This window comes from Candidatus Amarolinea dominans (assembly GCF_016704685.1).
Classification (GTDB): domain Bacteria; phylum Chloroflexota; class Anaerolineae; order SSC4; family Amarolineaceae; genus Amarolinea; species Amarolinea dominans.
Map to the genome: position 1 here is coordinate 20,456 of NZ_JADIZS010000014.1, position 16,590 is coordinate 37,045.

Consider the following 16,590-nt stretch of genomic DNA (forward strand, 5'->3'; position numbering starts at 1 on the left):
AGGATGGTTGTAGACTCAGGGTCGTGGAAGAACCGCGATCGGTTGCGCGCCCGCGACGAAACCGTGACTTTCAGGGCGAGATAGAGGTTGTGGAATATGCAGATTGTAGCCATCTTGTGTCCTGAACACATAGAAGAGAAACTTGAGGCCAAGCATGGCGTCACCGATCGTGAAGCCCGTCAGGTATTACTTGGTAGGTCCCGGATTCGCTTTGCGGAGAAGGGCCATACCGACGGAGAAAATGTGTATGTGAGTTTCGGACATACGATGGGAGGCCGCTATCTGGCTGTATTCTTCATCTATAAGCCAACTAGCCAGACGGCCGTTATTATCAGTGCGCGTGAGATGAGCGAGAGAGAGCGTAGAACCTATGGACGCAAGTAAATTTAGCAACATTTCACAGGCAGATACCGATGAAGGCGTGGGTGAGTTCTGGGATACCCACGATTTCACCGAATTCGACAATCCTGACCTGCCCGATGTGGAGTTTACTATGGCGTGTGCTGTGCCAATCGAGATTGAGTTGTTCATGGCGCTTGAAAAGCAGGCTTACCGACGCGGCGTGCAGGTCGAGACGTTAGCGAATTTATGGCTGCAACAGAAGCTTGTCGAGCACATGCAGTATGCGGTTGCCTGAACCAGATCATCGTGCCCAAGATTCGACAAGCTGCTGATATCCGCATCAATGACCAGTGGCGCATCTGCTTCCGTTGGCAGGAGGGTGACGCCTACGATGTCGAAGTGACGGACTATCATTGAGCGTGAGAGGCTGAGGACCATGACTACTAAGTTTGCACCGGTACATCCAGGAGAGATTCTAGTGGAACGATGAACACGGTCGTGCTTGAAGTTCGATCACTATCCGAGACGCTGGCTGACGCAGCGCACACCATGAATGCCGGTCGTGCAGAACACGAGGCGCACATCGGTTTCGCCACCCCCGAGTTGTTGTGGCAGGTGCTTACCAGCAGACGATGGCAACTGCTCAAAGTCATGTGTGGCGCGGGACCCATTTCAATTCGCGAGGCGGCTCGCCGTGTCGGGCGTGACGTGAAGGCTGTTCACGGTGATATGACGGCTTTGCTCAATGCGGGTCTGATTGATCGCACGGTGGATGGTCGTTGAATTTCCCTTTGAAACCGTCAAAGTAGAGTTTATGCTGCACGTGGCGCCAATTGTGAGTGCTGCACCGCCGAGCAGGCCGATGCAATTGGCAGTCGGTGGTCATCGCTGAACTCCCGGCGGCGACTGAAGCGATGGCCGTTGGAGCGTTTAGCAACAGGCCCTGTCACGACTGCCTGACGAGCTGCGCCCTGCCTACAAGGCTGCGTACTATGACGATGGCTTCTGGGGGACGACACACGATGAATACGGGGCGATGGTGGAGAGCGCGGCGCCGGCGCGACCAGGTCTGGTTTGTGGAGAAAGACCGCCAGGGCTGCTCGCATCTGTACCCGCTGCTGGACTACAGCCCGCGCAGGGACGAAGCCCTGACCAAAGGCTATTTGCTTGGCCGCTATGGCGCGATCCCGTTCCTGGGCGAGCCGCTGCATGGTGAAGCATAAATGACCATGATTGAGATGAGTCCAAGCGGGCGTCAGCATGTGAAGTGACGCTGATCCATCGAGATGGACGACAATTCGCAGACAGTGCGCAGTGACTTGTGACAGAGGCAGGCTGCAGAGCAGATCTGCAAAACAAAGAAACCGGACTTTGCAAAGTCCGGTTTCTTTATCTGTCTTTCAAGCGGCCAGGGCCGCGGCCGGGACGTTGAGCATGGCCTGCGGTTGGGTGAAGAGGAAGTGATCGTGATAATAGTGCATCCAAAGGAAGGAGAGCACGGAGATGTAGTAGGCGCGATCAAAGGAGGCGCTAACGCTCATGGCGGCGCCGAAGCGCAGCACCACGAAGATGAGCGCGCCAACGGCCACGGTGCCCACGGTGAAGCCGACCATCAGGAGATAGTAGGAACGCGCCGCGCCCGCCTGCGAAACGCGCTTGACGATGGACAGGGCATGCATCTCCCCTTTCTCGATGCGAATGCGGTTGATGTACCACGTCAAGGCCAGGTACTGGAACGAATGCCAGGTGTTCATCCCCTGAAAGGCCGTGTCCAGGTTGCCCAGCGAGGGCACGATGAACGACGTGATGGTGGTCACCAGGATGAAGACAGCTTTGGGCACATGCAGGCTGCCCTCGCGGTATTCTTTGATCGTCTTGGCGATGAAGAGGACGAAGGCCAGGCCAAACGTGGCGGCCGCCAGGTAGAAGAACAGGGGCTGTTTGAGGAATTCAGGGATGGACTTGCCCAGGTCATTGGTGCCGATCAACAGATCACGACTGATGGTCAGGCGGTAGGCGGCAATGGGGTAGAGGCTGGTCAACACCACCGCGTAGTCAATGACCCGGCTGGGCAATGACAAGGTGTCCCGCCGCTTCTTGTCATACACGCCGATGATGAAAACAATCTGATGCAGCACGTGCAGCGATGCCCAGAAGAAGAAGACGGTCAGCAGCAGTTCCAGGTTGAACAGGGCGAGGGTAATGACAATCAGCGGGATGGCGATGGTCGAGCGGGCGAACGCCGGGCGTTTTTCGATAAAGTCGCGATCCAACATGGTACGCGTGAAGGTGCAGTACATGTGCGGCCCGCCAACGGCCAGCGCGACCAGGCCATTGATGACGTTGCGGGTCAGGTCCGTGTTGAAGCCAAACGTGTTGAGCGCCAACCAGGCCAGGTAGGGAAAGGGGACCAGAATAACGCTGAGGGTAATGAAGGTCAAGTCCCAGCGCTGGCTGCGCAGCCAGAGGCCGGCCTCGGTCGGAAAAGCCAGCCGGCTCATTCTCATTGCAGATGCTGCCATAAATCCTCCTCTGCTAAACAAAATCAAGGTTTCGGCGTGACGAAAATGATGAGCAAGTCACGCCTACTGGATCAACGAAGTGCTGTGTCCATTGCTGGGAGGGCAAAAATGCCCGCGCGGGTCAATGGGCTGACCGCATAGCGGGCAGGTGGGGCGCCCCGCCGCCACCAGGGCCAGGGCATGTTCGCTGAAGTCGCGCATCATCTCACGCCCGGCCACAAAGCGAGCCAGGGCCGCCTGACTGCTGCCTTCGGCATCCTCAACCACCAACTCCTGCGCAATGATGATCACCAGGGCGCGTGCCTCATCGTAGCCCAAGCCAATCTGCCCGATCATAAAGGCCGGATAGACCGGCTCCTCCAGGGTCATGCGCGGGTTGTTGACGTTGACCAAATCGGTGCGCAGTTGGGGGAGCACATCCCCAACCTGTTCGAGCAACTGGGAGATGCCGATCGCCAGCGCCTGTACCTGCTGTTTTTCAATTTTCAACGTCACCACGCGCAGGCCGCTACGCGCCTGCAAGTAGAAGTCGCGTTGGCCCGGCCGGCCAATGGCGCCAACGGTGATGCGAGATACCGGATCAAAATCGTAATCAAACTGCGGCATATCTGTTTCCTTTTTTACACAACTATTGGCGCAACGTCGTTTACGGAATTTTCTGCTGTTCTTCCACAAAACTGGGCAGCACGCCTGTGTCATTGAAATGTTCCAGGCGAGCGTGGCCAGGCGCTGCAAAACGCAGCACAGTGACGGACGCCGGGCTAATCACGAGTCGCTGAAACAGATCCAGATGCAGGCCGAGGTAATGGGCCACGGCCGCCTTGAGAATGTCAGCGTGCGACACGACCAGAATAGTATCATCTGGATGCGTTCTGCGCAAGCGTTCCAGCGCACCAATGACGCGCGTTTGCGCCTCCAGCAGACTCTCGCCATCAGGAAAGCGCGCCAGGCTGGGCGCGATCATCAGCAGCGGCCAGAGATCGGTCTCGCGCATCGCCTTGAGTGGCATGCCTGTCCATTGCCCATAGTACACTTCGCCCAGGTCAGGATCCTGTTCCACAGGCAAGCGCAGGCGGTCAGCCAGGGGCGCCGCGGTTTCCAGGGCGCGCTCCAGCGGGCTGCTGTAAATCGCTTTGATCGGAATGTGCGCCAGGCGCTCTGCTAACTCATGCGCCTGCTGCTGACCGGCCGCGTTGAGATGGACACCAGGTGTCCATCCGGCCAGGCGCTCACCAACCCAATCGTTGGTGGCATGTCGTACAAGAAGAAGAGTGGTCAAGCGCTTGCTCACTGCGTGTAGAAAAACGCACCTGCGGGCTTACGGCTCGCAGGTGCGTTTTGATGGACAGATTACGCCAATCCGCGCATCAGCGCGGCAAGTTGCGCACGCGAGGGGCGCAGCTTTTCGTTAGCCATCGTGGCCAGCGGCTCCTGATCGGCGATATTCACCAGATCAGGCAGCGTGGGCTGGTTCGGGTTGATGTGAATCAGGCCGGTGATGATCTGCCGCGTGGTCTCGGCCTCGCGTAGAACCTGCACCGCCTGCAGCCAGTCGGTCGGGTCGTAGGTGGTGTCCAGTTTCTTCAGCCGGACGTGCGATCCGTCGTGCATTTCGACATCCACGGCCGTGCCCGGCTCGTAATCCACCGTGATTTCCTGATAGGCGGGAATGTACGTCACCTCGTGCAGCGGCTCTTCGTGCGTGCGACCATACGAGTAGCTCTTGGTTGACTCGTCATGATCGTTGAAGGTGACGCAAGGGCTGATGATGTCAATCACGGCCGTGCCGCGGTGGCTGAGTGCAGCCTTGAGCAGCTCGCGCACCTGCTTGGCGTCGCCGGCGAAGGAGCGCGCGACGAAGCCGCAGCCCACAATGAGCGCTTCCATGCACAGGTCAATCGGCCGGAATTCGTTGGTGCCCGCATATTTGAGCACCTGCCCGATGTCGGCCGTCGGCGAGAACTGGCCTTTGGTCAGGCCGTAGACGCCGTTATTTTCGATGATGTACACCATGGGCACGTTGCGGCGCACCAGGTGCTTGAACTGACCGATGCCGATGCTGCCGGTGTCGCCGTCGCCGCTGACGGCGATGGCGCGCAGGGTGTGGTTGGCCAGGCAGGCGCCGGTGGCAATCGAGGGCATACGGCCATGCAATGAGTTGAAGCCGTGCGACCGGTTCAAGAAATAGGCCGGCGATTTGCTGGAGCAGCCAATGCCGCTCAGCTTGATGACCTCGTGCGGCTTCAGCGCCATCTCATAGGCCACGCGCACGATCTGATTGGAAATCGAGTTGTGGCCGCAGCCGACACACAGGGTGGAAGGCGAACCGTCGTAATCCTTCAGTTCAAGCCCGACCAGGTTCAGCTTGAGATTGCCGTTCGTCCTGGTCTTGCCGTCCGGACCGGCGATGGTCGTGGTGGTTGGAAGTGGAGTTGCCATGATGTTATCGCTCCTGCTCCATGATGGACTCGGTGAGAAAACGCGCGGTCAGCGGCAGGCCGTCGCACTTGGTGAGCCTGCGCAGTTTGGGTGCATACTCGGGCAGTTCCATGCATAAAATCTCGGCCATCTGCCCTTCGAAGTTGAGTTCGATCACGTAGATGCGGTCATGCCGCGCCACGAACTCGCGTAGCGTCTCCTCGATGGGCAGCGCACGCACGCGCAGGTAGTTGGTTTCGATCCCCTGCTTGCGCAACCGGTCACGCGCCTCCAGCACAGCCGGGTCGGCCGAGCCATACGAGATGATGCCGATCTTAGTAGCCGCCGCGTCATCCACCACCGGTTTGGGGAACCAGGGTGCGCGCGGTATCGTGCTTCTTGTACAGGCGGGCCAGGTTTTGCTCCCAGTCGTCTGGCCGCTCGCTGTACACCGCCTTGGCATTATGTCCGGTGCCGCGGGTGAAGTAGGCGGCGCGGTAATCTTTGGTGCCGGGCAGCGTGCGGTAGCCGATACCGTCGCCATCCACATCCTCGAAGCGCGCCCAACTGCCCAGGCGCTGGATGTCTTCCGCGGTCAACACCTTGCCACGATCGAGCGGTTTCTCAGGATAGTTGAAAGGGTCGCTCATCCACAGATTCATGCCAATGTCCAGGTCACTCAGCACGAAAACCGGCGTCTGCAGGCGCTCGGCCAGATCGAAGGCCTGGATACCAAAATCGAAACATTCGCTCACCGAACTGGGCAAGAGTACCACATGGCGGGTGTCGCCGTGACCCATCGTATAGGCCATCAGCACATCGCCCTGCGCCACGCGCGTCGGCAGGCCGGTGCTGGGGCCCATGCGCTGCACATCCCAGATGACCACCGGCACTTCGGCAAAGAAGCCCATGCCCGCGTATTCGGTCATCAGCGAGAGGCCAGGGCCGGAGGTGGAGGTCATGCTGCGCGCGCCGGCCCAACCGGCGCCAATCGCCGTGCCGATCGCGGCAATCTCATCTTCCGACTGCAGGACCGCAAAGGTGGGCTTGCCGTTTTCGTCCATGCGCAACTGCGGCAAATACTCGTTCAGCGCCTCGGCCACACTGGTGGCCGGGGTGATCGGGTACCAGGCCACCACCTGCACGCCACCAAAAACGGAGCCTAAGGCGGCCGCGATGTTGCCTTCGATCATGATCTTGCCCTGCGTCTTGTCCATAGGCTCGACGCGGAAGGGATCGGTCTTCGTCAGGTTGGCGCCCGACCAGTCGTAGGCCATCTTGACCACAGTCAGGTTCAGGTTGATCGGTTTGGTTTTGCCGCCGAATTGGGTGTGCAGGGCGCCCTTGACATCTTCCAGGTCAATGCCCAGGAGATAGGCCAGGGCGCCTACGTAGACCATGTTGGCGATGTAATTCTTGATCTTGTCTTCGGCGCCTGATGCCTTGACAAATTCTTTGACCGGAACCCCGTAGTAGGTCACATCGGTGCGACTGCGGGCAAATTTCCATTCGAGGGGATGGATGCAGATGCCGCCCGCCGGCAGGCTGGCCAGGTCCTGCTCCGCCGTCTTCTCATTGAAGGCGACGAGAATCTCAGTCCCTTCGCGGCGGGCAATGTAGCCGTCCTTGCTGATCCGAATGGTGTACCAGGTGGGCAGGCCCTGAATGTTGGATGGAAAGAGGTTCTTGCCGTTGACAGGAATGCCCATGCGAAAAATAGAGCGAATAATCGAAATGTTGGCCGTCTGGCTCCCGGAGCCATTGGGGGTCGCTACAACAATCGAGAAATCGTTGACGACGTCCGGCCTGGCCGGAGCCGCCGCGGGCGCCGGGTGATCTAGCACAGCCGTTGTGCTTGACATTGAGAGTCTCCTCCTGAAATAACCTTTGTGCCGATGAGATTGGGCAGGGCGTAAGACGCAATCGCCTTCTGGCCTGATTCACGTCGTACGTCGCGTCCGTTTCCATTTCAAGACAATTCTAAGGCGGTAGGCAATGGGCCGCTATGAAATGGATCATTATTGTATCACAAAGTAGATGTGATTGCACGAAAATCAGAGGGCCTGCAACTCAACCAGCAGTTGCCCCCGTTCCACCACCTGACCGGCGGCACAGCGCACCGCGCGCACCTGGCCGGCAAAGGGAGCCACCATGCGCAGCTCCATCTTCATCGCTTCGAGCAGCAGCAGCGTCTGCCCACGCTCCACCGTGTCGCCCACATGCACCAGCACATCGAGCACCTGGCCTGGCATGGCCGCTTCCAGGCCACCGTCGGCTGCGCCCGGCGCGCGGCGCCGTTGTTTGGTGCGCGGGTCCGGTCGCCGCAAAATGTAGGTACGCGCGCCCGTCAGCGCCACATGCCGCTGCAGACCATCGTGCGCCACCCATGCGCGCGTCCGCCGGCCGTTCATGTTGAGCACGATGACCCCATGTTGCGGCCGCTGCGCCTCGACCGCATACGCCCGGCCGTCCACCGTCACCCGGTAGCGCTCGCCATCCTGCTCGATCTTGACGACGCGCACCCCATCTTCATCACCGGTCGCATGATACCGAAATTCCATTATGCCCTTTATGCCCTTTATGCCCTTTATGCCCCTACTTTTCCAGCCAGAAATCGCCGATTGCCAGGCCGTCCAGGCCGCTGCCGTAGAAGGTGCGCACCGCGTCCTGCGGCGTGTTGACAATCGGCTCGCCCTTGACGTTGAAACTGGTGTTGAGAATCATCGGCACGCCGGTCAGCTTTTCGAACTCGTCAATCACCCGGTACCAGCGCGGCAGGTCCTCGGCGCGCACGGTCTGCGGACGCACGGTGTTGTCCACATGCACCACCGCGGCAATCTGATCGGCCACTTCCGGGCGCACGTCGAAGGTCAGGATCATGAACGGCGCCTCGATGGGATTCAGCACAAAATCGCCGATGCGCTCCGCCTTGATCGAGGGCGCGAACGGTCGCCACGGTTCGCGGTATTTGACCGCTTCGTTGATCCTGTCCTTGACCGCCGCGCCAATGGGCGAGGCGATGATGGAACGGCTGCCCAGCGCGCGCGGCCCGGCCTCCATGCGCCCCTGGAACCAGCCCACGATGCCGCCCTGCGCGATGCGCGCCGCGGCGCGGCGCTCCAGGCGGCCGTTGGGCAGATACTCGTACCTTAGCTTGTGTCCATCGAGCACCGCCTTGATCTCGGCGTTGCTGTAGTCTGGCCCGTAATGCACCAGGCGCTGCTCGAAGCGCGGGTCGTCGCCCATCTCCGCGGCCACCAACTGCGCCGCGCCCAGGGCCGAACCGGCATCGTTGCTCACCGGCTGGATGAAGAGCCGATCCACCGCGCCGCTGTCCAGGATGACGCGGTTCATCTTGCAGTTCAAGGCCACGCCGCCGGCCAGGCACAGCGTGCGGCAGCCGGTCCGCGCCACGGCACGGCGCGCCAGCCCCACCGCGATCTGCTCCAGGCGATCCTGCACGGCCCAGGCGATGTTCTGCTGACGCGGCGTGATGTCATCCCCGTACTTGAACGGCAGTCCCAGCTCATGCACCAGCTTGTCGGTGTAGCGGTCGCCGTACGTGTGCGCGCCGAAGAAGAAGTAGCTCGGATCAATCCGATAGCTACCGTCCGGGGAGATGGGCGCAATGCGCTCGAAGAGTGCGGCGATCTCAGGATCGTACGCGCCGTAGCAGGCCAGCCCCATCACGCTGCCCTCGTCCGAGTAGGGCCGAAAACCCAGGAACTCGGTCAGGCCCGCGTACATCCAGCCCGTGGAATCAGGAATGTCGAAGCTCTCGACCTGCGTGATTTCCATGCCCTTGCCGTGCCAGATCACCGTACACTGCTCCTCGCCGCTGGCGTCAATCGTCAGGATGGTCGCCTCATCGAAGCCGGACGACCAGAAGGCCGCGGCCGCGTGGGTCTTGTGATGGCCCACATAGCGAACGGGCCGCATCTGGCCGCGGTCCGCACCCTTGATGAGACTGGCGGTGATGCGATGCTGCACGTAGTCCGGCTGGAAGCGCTGTAAAATCTGTTTTTCGCTGATGTAGGTCAGCCAACCTTTGTCGCCGTAGCGGCGCTCGACATCGTCATAGAAGCGAGGCATGAAATCGGTGTACTTGGCAACATCCCACGATACCGCAATCGCATCAATGTCACTCAGCTTCAGCCCACCGGCCTTCAGACAGTATTGGCTGGCGCGTGTAGGCAGCAGGCCCGGCGCCTGCTTGATGCGCACGAAACGCTCTTCTTCGGCCATCGCGATCAGCTTGCCGTCTATCAGTAAACAGGCCCCGGTTGACTGTGGGCCTTCGGTGCAAATTCCCAGGATATTCATGATACTCCGCGTGTAAATATAAATTATTGGTCATTCGTAGCCAGGCTCCATGATAGCACAGGGCCAAAAGTGCGTCAAAAGGCGTTGTGACCTCACCTCGACCGGGGAAGGGGAGAAGGGGAGAAGGGGAGAAGGGGGGAAGGGCGACATTTGCACATCGGGGTCATGATTGGCGAGAAACCGTTTTTGCGGTAGAATTGAATCCCGAACCAGAAAGCCGAAGAATTCGAGTGAACAGAGGAGTGGACGAGAGAATACTCATGAATGACACCACGATCAATGCCTGCATCAACTGCGGCCGCGATGAAAACCAGGTGCCGGTGGCGGCCTGGCGCATGGCGGGCCGCACGTTCCATATCTGCCCCGACTGCCTGCCGATGCTCATCCATCACCGCGCCGAGGTGATGCCCAAGTGGGGACTGGGTGCGCAAAATCCTGGTCAGTAACACATGCCCCATGCTGCGCGGCCGGTCGAATGACAGCAAATCCAAATGTACCCGGAATCGAGGCTTCAGCCGGTCTGCCACAGGGTTCTCAAGTGCCCAATAACCGGCTAAAGCCTCCATTCCAGATGTCTTCAGCGACCACATTTGGAATTCCTGGTCGAATGACGAGCGGAGCATGGCGGAGTCGAGATGAATAACGAGTTCTTGAACAGCATCCATGTGGTGCGGCGCTGGGCCTGGCTGATTGGCCTGCTGATGCTCGTCACCGTCGCCACGATCTTGTACCTGGGCTACACCGCGCCCGCCAGTTATCAGGCCCGCGTGCGTCTGCGCGTGCTGGCCGTGGAAACCGAAGCGGTCAGCCTGTTCGCGCCATCCTCTGCGCTGCCCGGGCGCGAGCAGATCATCAACACGCGCGAGGAGTTCTTTTCGTTCTTGCGCGGCCGCAACATCGCCTGGCAAACCATCGGCGACCTGGGGCTGGCGCTGGACGCGGACACCCTGCAGCAGCGCATGATCTTCGAGGAGCAGGACGATTTCGTCAGCGTGGTCGCCACCGCGGAGCGACCGGACCTGGCCGAAAAAATCGCCACGACCTATGTCAACTTTGCGCTGCAGGCCTACCGGGAGTTTCGTCTCTCCCCGGTCAACCAGAGTGTGCAGTTCATCGAAGCGCAACTGGCCGCTGAGCGCCAGAAGCTGACCGCTGCGCAGGATGCCTTTCTCAAGTTCAGACTTGCCAACGGCATCGAATCGCTGCCCGCGGAAATCGCGACCCTGCAAACTGAGCTGCGGCGTCTGCGTCTGGATCGCGACCAGGCGGTGATCGAAGAGCAGCAGGCGCAGGCCACGCTTGATCTGTACCAGGCGGCCGCGGACCAGGCGCAGGCGCAGGTCGTTGCCCTGCTGGCCCCCGTGCCGACGCCAAACCCGCGCACGCCGCGTCCCACACCCACGACGCCGGCGCCGGGCGCGACGGTGACGCCTGACTTCGGCGCTTCGTTGAGCGCCGATGCGCGCCAGCAGTGGGCGCGCACCTATCAGGACGAGACGCTGCGCTATCAAAACCTGGTCACCGAGCAGCGTGTGCGCAGTCAACAGGCGCGCGCCGCGCAGGCCCGCTATGACCAGATGATTGCCCAGCGCGCCACAGAGATGTCATCCCTCATCGGCCTGCACACCGAATATGACAACCTGGAGGCCGCGGTCGCACGGGCCAACGACGCGTTTACCTTCCTGGCCGACAAAGCGACCGAAGCTCGTCTCAAAGAAAACCAGGGCCTGGATTCCGGCTTCCTGCAGATCATCGAGCCGGCGCGCATCCCCACCGACCCCACCCCTTCGCAAACCACCCGCCTGGCTTTGGTCGGGGCGCTGTTGGCCCTACTGGCCGGCATCGTGCTGGCGTTCGTGCTCGAATTTGCGAAAAACCTGCGCCAGGACAGCGCCGCCAGCCGGCCGGCCCCCCGGCATGTACACACACCGTGAACGACCGTCCGCACACCATCGCCTTTGTTGACCTGGCCCCGCGCCCCGGCGGCTCGATCGTCAGCCTGCTGCTGCTGGCGCAGGGGCTGGCTGAACGTCGCCGCCTGGGAGATGACCCCGCGCCGCTCTACCGCCTGGCCGTGGTTCTCAACGCAGCCAACCCGGCCGTCGCCCGCTTTCGCGACAGCGGCTTCTTCGCGGGCGGTGTGCTCACCATCGGCTCGCGGCAGGGGCTGGGCGATGATTACCCCGCCCTGGTCGAGCGGGCGCGCAGCAGCGGCCCCCTGGCACGTCTGCGCCGGCTGCCGGCCTTCCTCGCGGCCTGGCAAGGCGCGGGCGCGCTGCGTCGCCTGCTGGCTGACACCTTGCCGCAGGCGCGGCGCCTGCGCAATCTGCTGGCCCCCGTGCAGCCTGACCTGGTGCATCTCAATGACATCGTGCCGGTCAGCCGGGCCGGTATCCTGGCCGCTTCCTGGCTGCAGCGCCCCATCGTCTGCCATGTGCGCGCCCTCGACCCGCTGACCTGGACCGACCGCTGGCTGACCCGGCGCGTAGACGGGTTCATCTACATCTCGCAGGCCGTGGCTGAGCAACAGCGCCAGGCAGGCGCGCAGGTGCGTCGCGGCCAGGTGGCGCCCAACGCCGTCAACCCCGACGATTTCCCGCCAACTTTACGCTCCGGCGCGGCGCGCCAGGAACTGGGCATTGCGCATGATGCCTTTGTGGTGGGCAGCCTGGGACGCCTGGTCACCTGGAAGGGCCATCACGTCGCCCTGACCGCGTTCGCCGCCTTCGCCCGCCAGTGCCCCACCGCGCACCTGCTCATCGTGGGCGCGCCGGACGTGGCCGAACCTGACCTGGAACAGAGCCTGCGCCGCCTGGCTGTGGAACTGGGCATCGCCGATCGCGTCACCTTCGCCGGGCAACGTGACGATGTGCCGCAGGTCATGGCGACGCTCGATGTCCTTTGCCACTGCGCCATCGAGCCGGAGCCGTTCGGCCGCGTCGTCATCGAAGGCATGGCCAGCCGGCGCCCCGTCATCGCCAGTGCGGCCGGCGGCGTGCTGGAGATCATCGAGTCGGGTGTCAACGGGCTGCTGGTTCCCCCTGGCGACGCCGCCGCCCTGGCCGCGGCCTTGACCGACCTCTGGCAGCATCCCTCGAAGCCGCTCGCCTGGCCGCGGCCGGCCGTGAGCGGGTCGAAACGCACTACACGCTCGCCCAACATGTGGCCGGCGTCGAAGCCATGTACGACGACATCTGGCGCGAGACTGGCCGCGCCTGGCCAGGTGGGACGCCATGAACGCACCTGCCCGCCCATTTTCACCCTGGTGGCCGTGGCTGCAACGGACGGCCCTGGCTGCCGGCATCGTGACCCTGGGCCTGGCGCTTGGCCTCACCCTCTGGGATGCGCAGCGCCTGCCGCTGACGGTGGCGCTGGTCGCGGTGGCCTTTGCCCTCTTGCTCGTCACGCTTGACCCGCTGCTCGGCCTGGCCGCCTGGATCGCCATCTCACCGTTCGCACCCTTCTGGAATCTCGACATTCACCTGGGCGCGGGCATCCCCGACCTGGCGTTGGCACGGCTGGCCGCCGGCTGGGCGGTGATCCTGCTCTTGGCGCAGGCCGCGCGGCGGCGCCGGCGTCTGGCGCTCCCCAACCTGCTCGATGTGACGCTGCTGCTCTTTGGCGCCGCCATCGTGCTTAGCGGCCTGTCCTCGGTCTACGGCGCCAGCGCCGGGGTACAGGCCGCGTTCGATGCCTACCTGCTGCCGTTTCTGGCCTACGTGTTGGCGCGCAACCTGGTGCAGACGCCGGCCGCGGCGCGCCTCGTTCTGCTGACCCTGGTCATCATCGGCGCCTACCTCGCTTTCCTTGTGCTGCAAGAACAGGCGACCGGCCGCGTCCTCTTTGCCCTGGACACGGTGCAGTTCACCTACGGCACCGGTCTGCGCCGCGTGGTCAGCCTGCTCGGCAACCCGGTCTTCTTCGGCATCCCGCTCGCCTTCAGCGTGGTGGCCTGCCTGCTGCTCCTGACGACCGAGAAGCGACGCCTGGCGCAGGGCCTGATCGTCCTGCTCATGCTGGCCTTTGTCGTGGCGGCCTTCTACACCTACAACCGCGCCAGTTGGGCCGGCGTGGCCCTGGCCGTGGTGGTACTTTCCGCCTTTTTTGGCCGCCTGCGCCGCACCTTGCTGCCGGCGCTGGTCATGCTGACGCTGGTGGGCGTCTTGAGTTGGCCAATCCTCAGTCAGCAGCCGATCATCGAAGAACGCCTGGCCGACGAGGCCTCAGTCGAGGATCGTCTCAACAACGTGACGGTGTCGCTGGCCCTCTGGCGACAGGCCCCGCTCTTCGGCATCGGCTATGCCAGCTTTGGCCTGGTCGCGCTCGACCAGGGCCTGCTGCCGCGCATCGCCAAGTACGTCCCCGCGCCGCACAACTCCTACCTCTTCGTCCTGACCTCCGGCGGCCTGCTGGCGCTGACCCCCTATCTCTTGAGCTTTGCCGTCATCGCGTTCGATCTTTGGCGCTTTCGGTCGCCGCGCCCCGCCTGGCGCAGCCGACCCGCCGCGTCCTGCACAGCATGATCGCCGGGGGCTGGGCCGTCCTGCTCATCATGCTCGGCACCTCGCTGACCTACGATGTCGCGACCGGCACCCTGACCAGCCTGATGTTCTACTTTTTCATGGGAGCCGTCTATGGCATGGCTGAACATGCCGCCGCCCGCGCCTGACGCCGCGCCCTGCCGCGTCGCCATGCTGGGCCAGTACCCGGCCGATCCCACGCGCATCGTCGGCGGCGTCGAAGCCGTCGTCGTCACCCTGGCGCGGGAACTGGCCAGCCTGCCGGGCATGGAAATCCATGTGCTGAGCGGCAGCCCGGCCGTCAGCCAGATCACGCAGGAGCAGCACGGCCGGGTCACGGTTCATCGCGTCCCGGAAATGCGCCTGGGCCGCCTGTTCCTGCTGCGCACCGATTGGTGGTGGCTGCGCAGGGCCATCCGCAGCGTCGCGCCCGACGTGGTTCATGCGCACAGCGCCGGCGCCAACGTGGACGCCGCGCTCTCCAGCGGCCTGCCCGCCGTCGTCACCATTCATGGCGTCGTGGCGCAGGAGGCGCGGTTGGCCAGCCAGGGCGGCAGCCTGGCCGGCCGGCTGCGCTGGACGTTCGACCGCGTCTACGAGCGCTACAGCCTGGCGCGGGCGCAGAACATCATCGTCATCAGCCCCTATCTGCTGCGTGAATTCCCCTGGCTGGCGCGGCGCGGCCGCATCACCGCCATCGAGAACCCGGTGGACGCCGCCTTCTTTGACATCGCGCGCACGCCCGCGCCGGCCACCCTCCTCTGCCCCGGCCGCATCATCAGCCGCAAGGGCATCCTGGACCTCATTCACGCCTTTGCGCAGGTTGCCGCAGCCGATGAGCGCGTCGAACTGCGCCTGGCCGGCGAGATGGGCGCAGAGCCGGCGTATGGCGCAGCCTGCGTGCAGGCCGTGCAGGCGCATGGCCTGCACGGCCGCGTGCATTTCCTGGGCAGCCTGTCCGCCGCGGCCATGCGCGCCGAACTGACGCGCTGCACCGCAGTCGCCCTGGCCGCGCATCAGGAGACCGCGCCCGTCACCATCGCCGAGGCCATGGCGGCCGGCTGCCCGGTCGTCGCCACGGCCGTGGGCGGCGTCCCCGACATGATCGAGCACGGGCGCACCGGTCTGCTCTCGCCAGCCGCGGACATCAACGGCCTGGCGACCAATCTGCGCCGCGTGCTGGATGACCCGGCGCTGGCGCTGCGCCTGGCCGCGGCCGCCCGCGCCGAAGCGGCCGGCCGCTTTCATCCGCTGGCCGTGGCCCTGCGCACGCGGGCCGTTTATCAACAGGTGAGGCAGCGATGAGCGCCGAGCGCTTGCGCCTGGCGCTGGCAACGTTCTACCCGGCCCGGCCGGACGAGGTGATCGGCGGCATTGACAGCGTCGCGGTCAACCTGGTGCAGGGCCTGGCCGCGCTCCCCGACCTGGAACTGCACGTAGTTTCCACGCGGCCCGAAGTCGTGCATGATGTCACCTACAGCGCAAACGGCGTCACCTTTCATGCCCTGGCCTCCCCGCCGCAGCGCCTGATCCCCAACCTGTTCGCCAACATTGGCCGGGTCAGCCGTGTGCTGCGCGCCATTCAGCCCGATGTCGTGCATGCCCACAATGCCGACTACGCGGTGGCGGCCCTGCGCCTCGGCCTGCCCACCCTCTACACCGTGCATGGGCTGGCCGGCCGCGAACTGCGCCAGCCCGCGCCGCCGCAGCAGCGCCTGGCTCTGATCCTCCTGCTGGCGTTGGAACGCCTGGCCCTGCGCCGCGCCCCGCACGTGGCCGCGCTCAGCGCCTTTGGCGAAGCCTATCTGCGGCCGCACACGGCCGGCCAGATTCACCGCGTGGACAATCCGGTCTCGACCGCTTTCTTTGCCCTGCCGCCCGCGGCGCAGAGCCATCGCCTGATCGCCATCGGCAGCATCGTGCCGCTCAAGGGCCAACTCACCCTGGTGGCCGCGCTCGCGCTGCTGCACCAACAGGAGCCGGCCGTCACCCTGCGCTGCCTGGGCAGCATTGCCGACCGCGGCTACCATGCGCAGGTGATGCAGGCCATTGCCCGGCACGGCCTGCAGGAGGTCATCAGCGTGACCGGGCTGGCGCCGCCCGCGGACGTGGTCGCCGCGTTGGGCGACAGCGCCGTGCTCCTCCATCCCTCGCGGCACGATCATGTGCCGATGGCCGTCGCCGAAGCGATGGCGGCCGGCCGGCCGGTGGTTGCCACCCGCGCGGGCGGCATTCCCGGCCTGGTCAGCGATGGCGTCACCGGCTACCTGGTCCCGGTGGGCGACGCCGCAGCCCTGGCCGGCCGCACCCTGGCGCTGCTGCGTGACGCCGACCTGCGCCAGACCCTGGGCGCGCAGGCGCGCCAGGTTGCGCTGGCACGATTTTTGCCAACCGTGGTCGCTGCCAGGTATCATTCCCTCTACCGGCTCGCCGCCGGCAGTCCATCAGCCCCCGGTCGGTGAGTT

17 protein-coding genes and 3 pseudogenes are annotated in these 16,590 nt (G+C 63.6%); 12 read left to right on the forward strand and 8 right to left on the reverse strand.

Features of this window, described 5'->3' with window-relative positions:
* Positions 1-96: 96 nt before the first annotated feature.
* From IPF85_RS10130 to IPF85_RS10150, 5 genes and pseudogenes are all read left to right on the forward strand, one after another.
* Positions 97-384: a BrnT family toxin gene (locus tag IPF85_RS10130; protein WP_343407966.1), complete on the forward strand. Its 288-nt coding sequence runs from the start codon at positions 97-99 to the stop codon at positions 382-384.
* Positions 371-637 (forward strand): CopG family antitoxin, encoded by a 267-nt coding sequence (locus IPF85_RS10135; RefSeq protein WP_343407967.1) that lies wholly within the window; start codon positions 371-373, stop codon positions 635-637. Before IPF85_RS10130 ends, IPF85_RS10135 begins: the two co-directional genes overlap by 14 nt.
* Before the next feature lie 38 nt (positions 638-675).
* Positions 676-759: pseudogene (locus tag IPF85_RS10140) on the forward strand (type II toxin-antitoxin system RelE/ParE family toxin); the annotation flags it as partial.
* 69 nt (positions 760-828) lie between these two features.
* A pseudogene (locus tag IPF85_RS10145) lies at positions 829-1,234 on the forward strand (DNA-binding protein).
* 163 nt (positions 1,235-1,397) lie between these two features.
* Positions 1,398-1,565 (forward strand): annotated as a pseudogene (locus IPF85_RS10150) (ATP-binding protein); the annotation flags it as partial.
* A 177-nt stretch (positions 1,566-1,742) separates the two neighbouring features.
* Here IPF85_RS10150 and IPF85_RS10155 read toward each other — a convergent pair.
* From IPF85_RS10155 to IPF85_RS10190, 8 genes are all read right to left on the reverse strand, one after another.
* On the reverse strand, positions 1,743-2,864 hold the full coding sequence (locus IPF85_RS10155) for a hypothetical protein (protein WP_343407968.1): 1,122 nt from the start codon (positions 2,862-2,864) through the stop codon (positions 1,743-1,745).
* Between the two features lie 63 nt (positions 2,865-2,927).
* Positions 2,928-3,470, reverse strand: coding sequence for a DUF3090 domain-containing protein (locus IPF85_RS10160; protein ID WP_343407969.1), 543 nt, complete (start codon positions 3,468-3,470; stop codon positions 2,928-2,930).
* A gap of 40 nt (positions 3,471-3,510) precedes the next feature.
* Positions 3,511-4,143 carry an MSMEG_4193 family putative phosphomutase gene (locus IPF85_RS10165; RefSeq protein WP_343407970.1) on the reverse strand — a complete coding sequence of 211 codons (633 nt, stop codon included), beginning with the start codon at positions 4,141-4,143 and terminating at the stop codon, positions 3,511-3,513.
* A 71-nt stretch (positions 4,144-4,214) separates the two neighbouring features.
* A complete protein-coding gene (locus tag IPF85_RS10170; protein ID WP_343407971.1) occupies positions 4,215-5,303 on the reverse strand; it encodes a 2-oxoacid:ferredoxin oxidoreductase subunit beta in 1,089 nt (362 codons plus the stop codon).
* Positions 5,304-5,307: 4 nt separating this feature from the next.
* Entirely contained in the window at positions 5,308-5,643 is a 336-nt protein-coding gene (locus IPF85_RS10175) for a hypothetical protein (RefSeq protein WP_343407972.1), read from the reverse strand.
* The gene (locus IPF85_RS10180; protein WP_343407973.1) at positions 5,633-7,144 is read right to left on the reverse strand and encodes a 2-oxoacid:acceptor oxidoreductase family protein; all 1,512 of its coding nucleotides are present in this window, start codon (positions 7,142-7,144) and stop codon (positions 5,633-5,635) included. Before IPF85_RS10180 ends, IPF85_RS10175 begins: the two co-directional genes overlap by 11 nt.
* 192 nt (positions 7,145-7,336) lie before the next feature.
* The gene (locus IPF85_RS10185; protein WP_343407974.1) at positions 7,337-7,843 is read right to left on the reverse strand and encodes a biotin/lipoyl-containing protein; all 507 of its coding nucleotides are present in this window, start codon (positions 7,841-7,843) and stop codon (positions 7,337-7,339) included.
* A gap of 34 nt (positions 7,844-7,877) precedes the next feature.
* Complete coding sequence (locus IPF85_RS10190) at positions 7,878-9,605, reverse strand: carbamoyltransferase C-terminal domain-containing protein (RefSeq protein ID WP_343407975.1); 1,728 nt, start codon at positions 9,603-9,605, stop codon at positions 7,878-7,880.
* Positions 9,606-9,865: 260 nt separating this feature from the next.
* Here IPF85_RS10190 and IPF85_RS10195 point away from each other — a divergent pair, with 260 nt between their 5' ends.
* From IPF85_RS10195 to IPF85_RS10225, 7 genes are all read left to right on the forward strand, one after another.
* Positions 9,866-10,051 (forward strand): hypothetical protein, encoded by a 186-nt coding sequence (locus IPF85_RS10195; protein WP_343407976.1) that lies wholly within the window; start codon positions 9,866-9,868, stop codon positions 10,049-10,051.
* A 189-nt stretch (positions 10,052-10,240) separates the two neighbouring features.
* On the forward strand, positions 10,241-11,539 hold the full coding sequence (locus IPF85_RS10200) for a hypothetical protein (RefSeq protein ID WP_343407977.1): 1,299 nt from the start codon (positions 10,241-10,243) through the stop codon (positions 11,537-11,539).
* Positions 11,536-13,017 carry a glycosyltransferase gene (locus tag IPF85_RS10205; protein ID WP_343407978.1) on the forward strand — a complete coding sequence of 494 codons (1,482 nt, stop codon included), beginning with the start codon at positions 11,536-11,538 and terminating at the stop codon, positions 13,015-13,017. The genes IPF85_RS10200 and IPF85_RS10205 overlap by 4 nt, the downstream gene beginning before the upstream one ends.
* Positions 12,911-14,128 carry an O-antigen ligase family protein gene (locus IPF85_RS10210; protein WP_343407979.1) on the forward strand — a complete coding sequence of 406 codons (1,218 nt, stop codon included), beginning with the start codon at positions 12,911-12,913 and terminating at the stop codon, positions 14,126-14,128. Before IPF85_RS10205 ends, IPF85_RS10210 begins: the two co-directional genes overlap by 107 nt.
* The gene (locus IPF85_RS10215; protein ID WP_343407980.1) at positions 14,065-14,274 is read left to right on the forward strand and encodes a hypothetical protein; all 210 of its coding nucleotides are present in this window, start codon (positions 14,065-14,067) and stop codon (positions 14,272-14,274) included. The genes IPF85_RS10210 and IPF85_RS10215 overlap by 64 nt, the downstream gene beginning before the upstream one ends.
* A complete protein-coding gene (locus IPF85_RS10220; protein WP_343407981.1) occupies positions 14,240-15,430 on the forward strand; it encodes a glycosyltransferase family 4 protein in 1,191 nt (396 codons plus the stop codon). The genes IPF85_RS10215 and IPF85_RS10220 overlap by 35 nt, the downstream gene beginning before the upstream one ends.
* Entirely contained in the window at positions 15,427-16,587 is a 1,161-nt protein-coding gene (locus IPF85_RS10225) for a glycosyltransferase family 4 protein (RefSeq protein WP_343407982.1), read from the forward strand. The genes IPF85_RS10220 and IPF85_RS10225 overlap by 4 nt, the downstream gene beginning before the upstream one ends.
* Positions 16,588-16,590 lie beyond the last annotated feature (3 nt).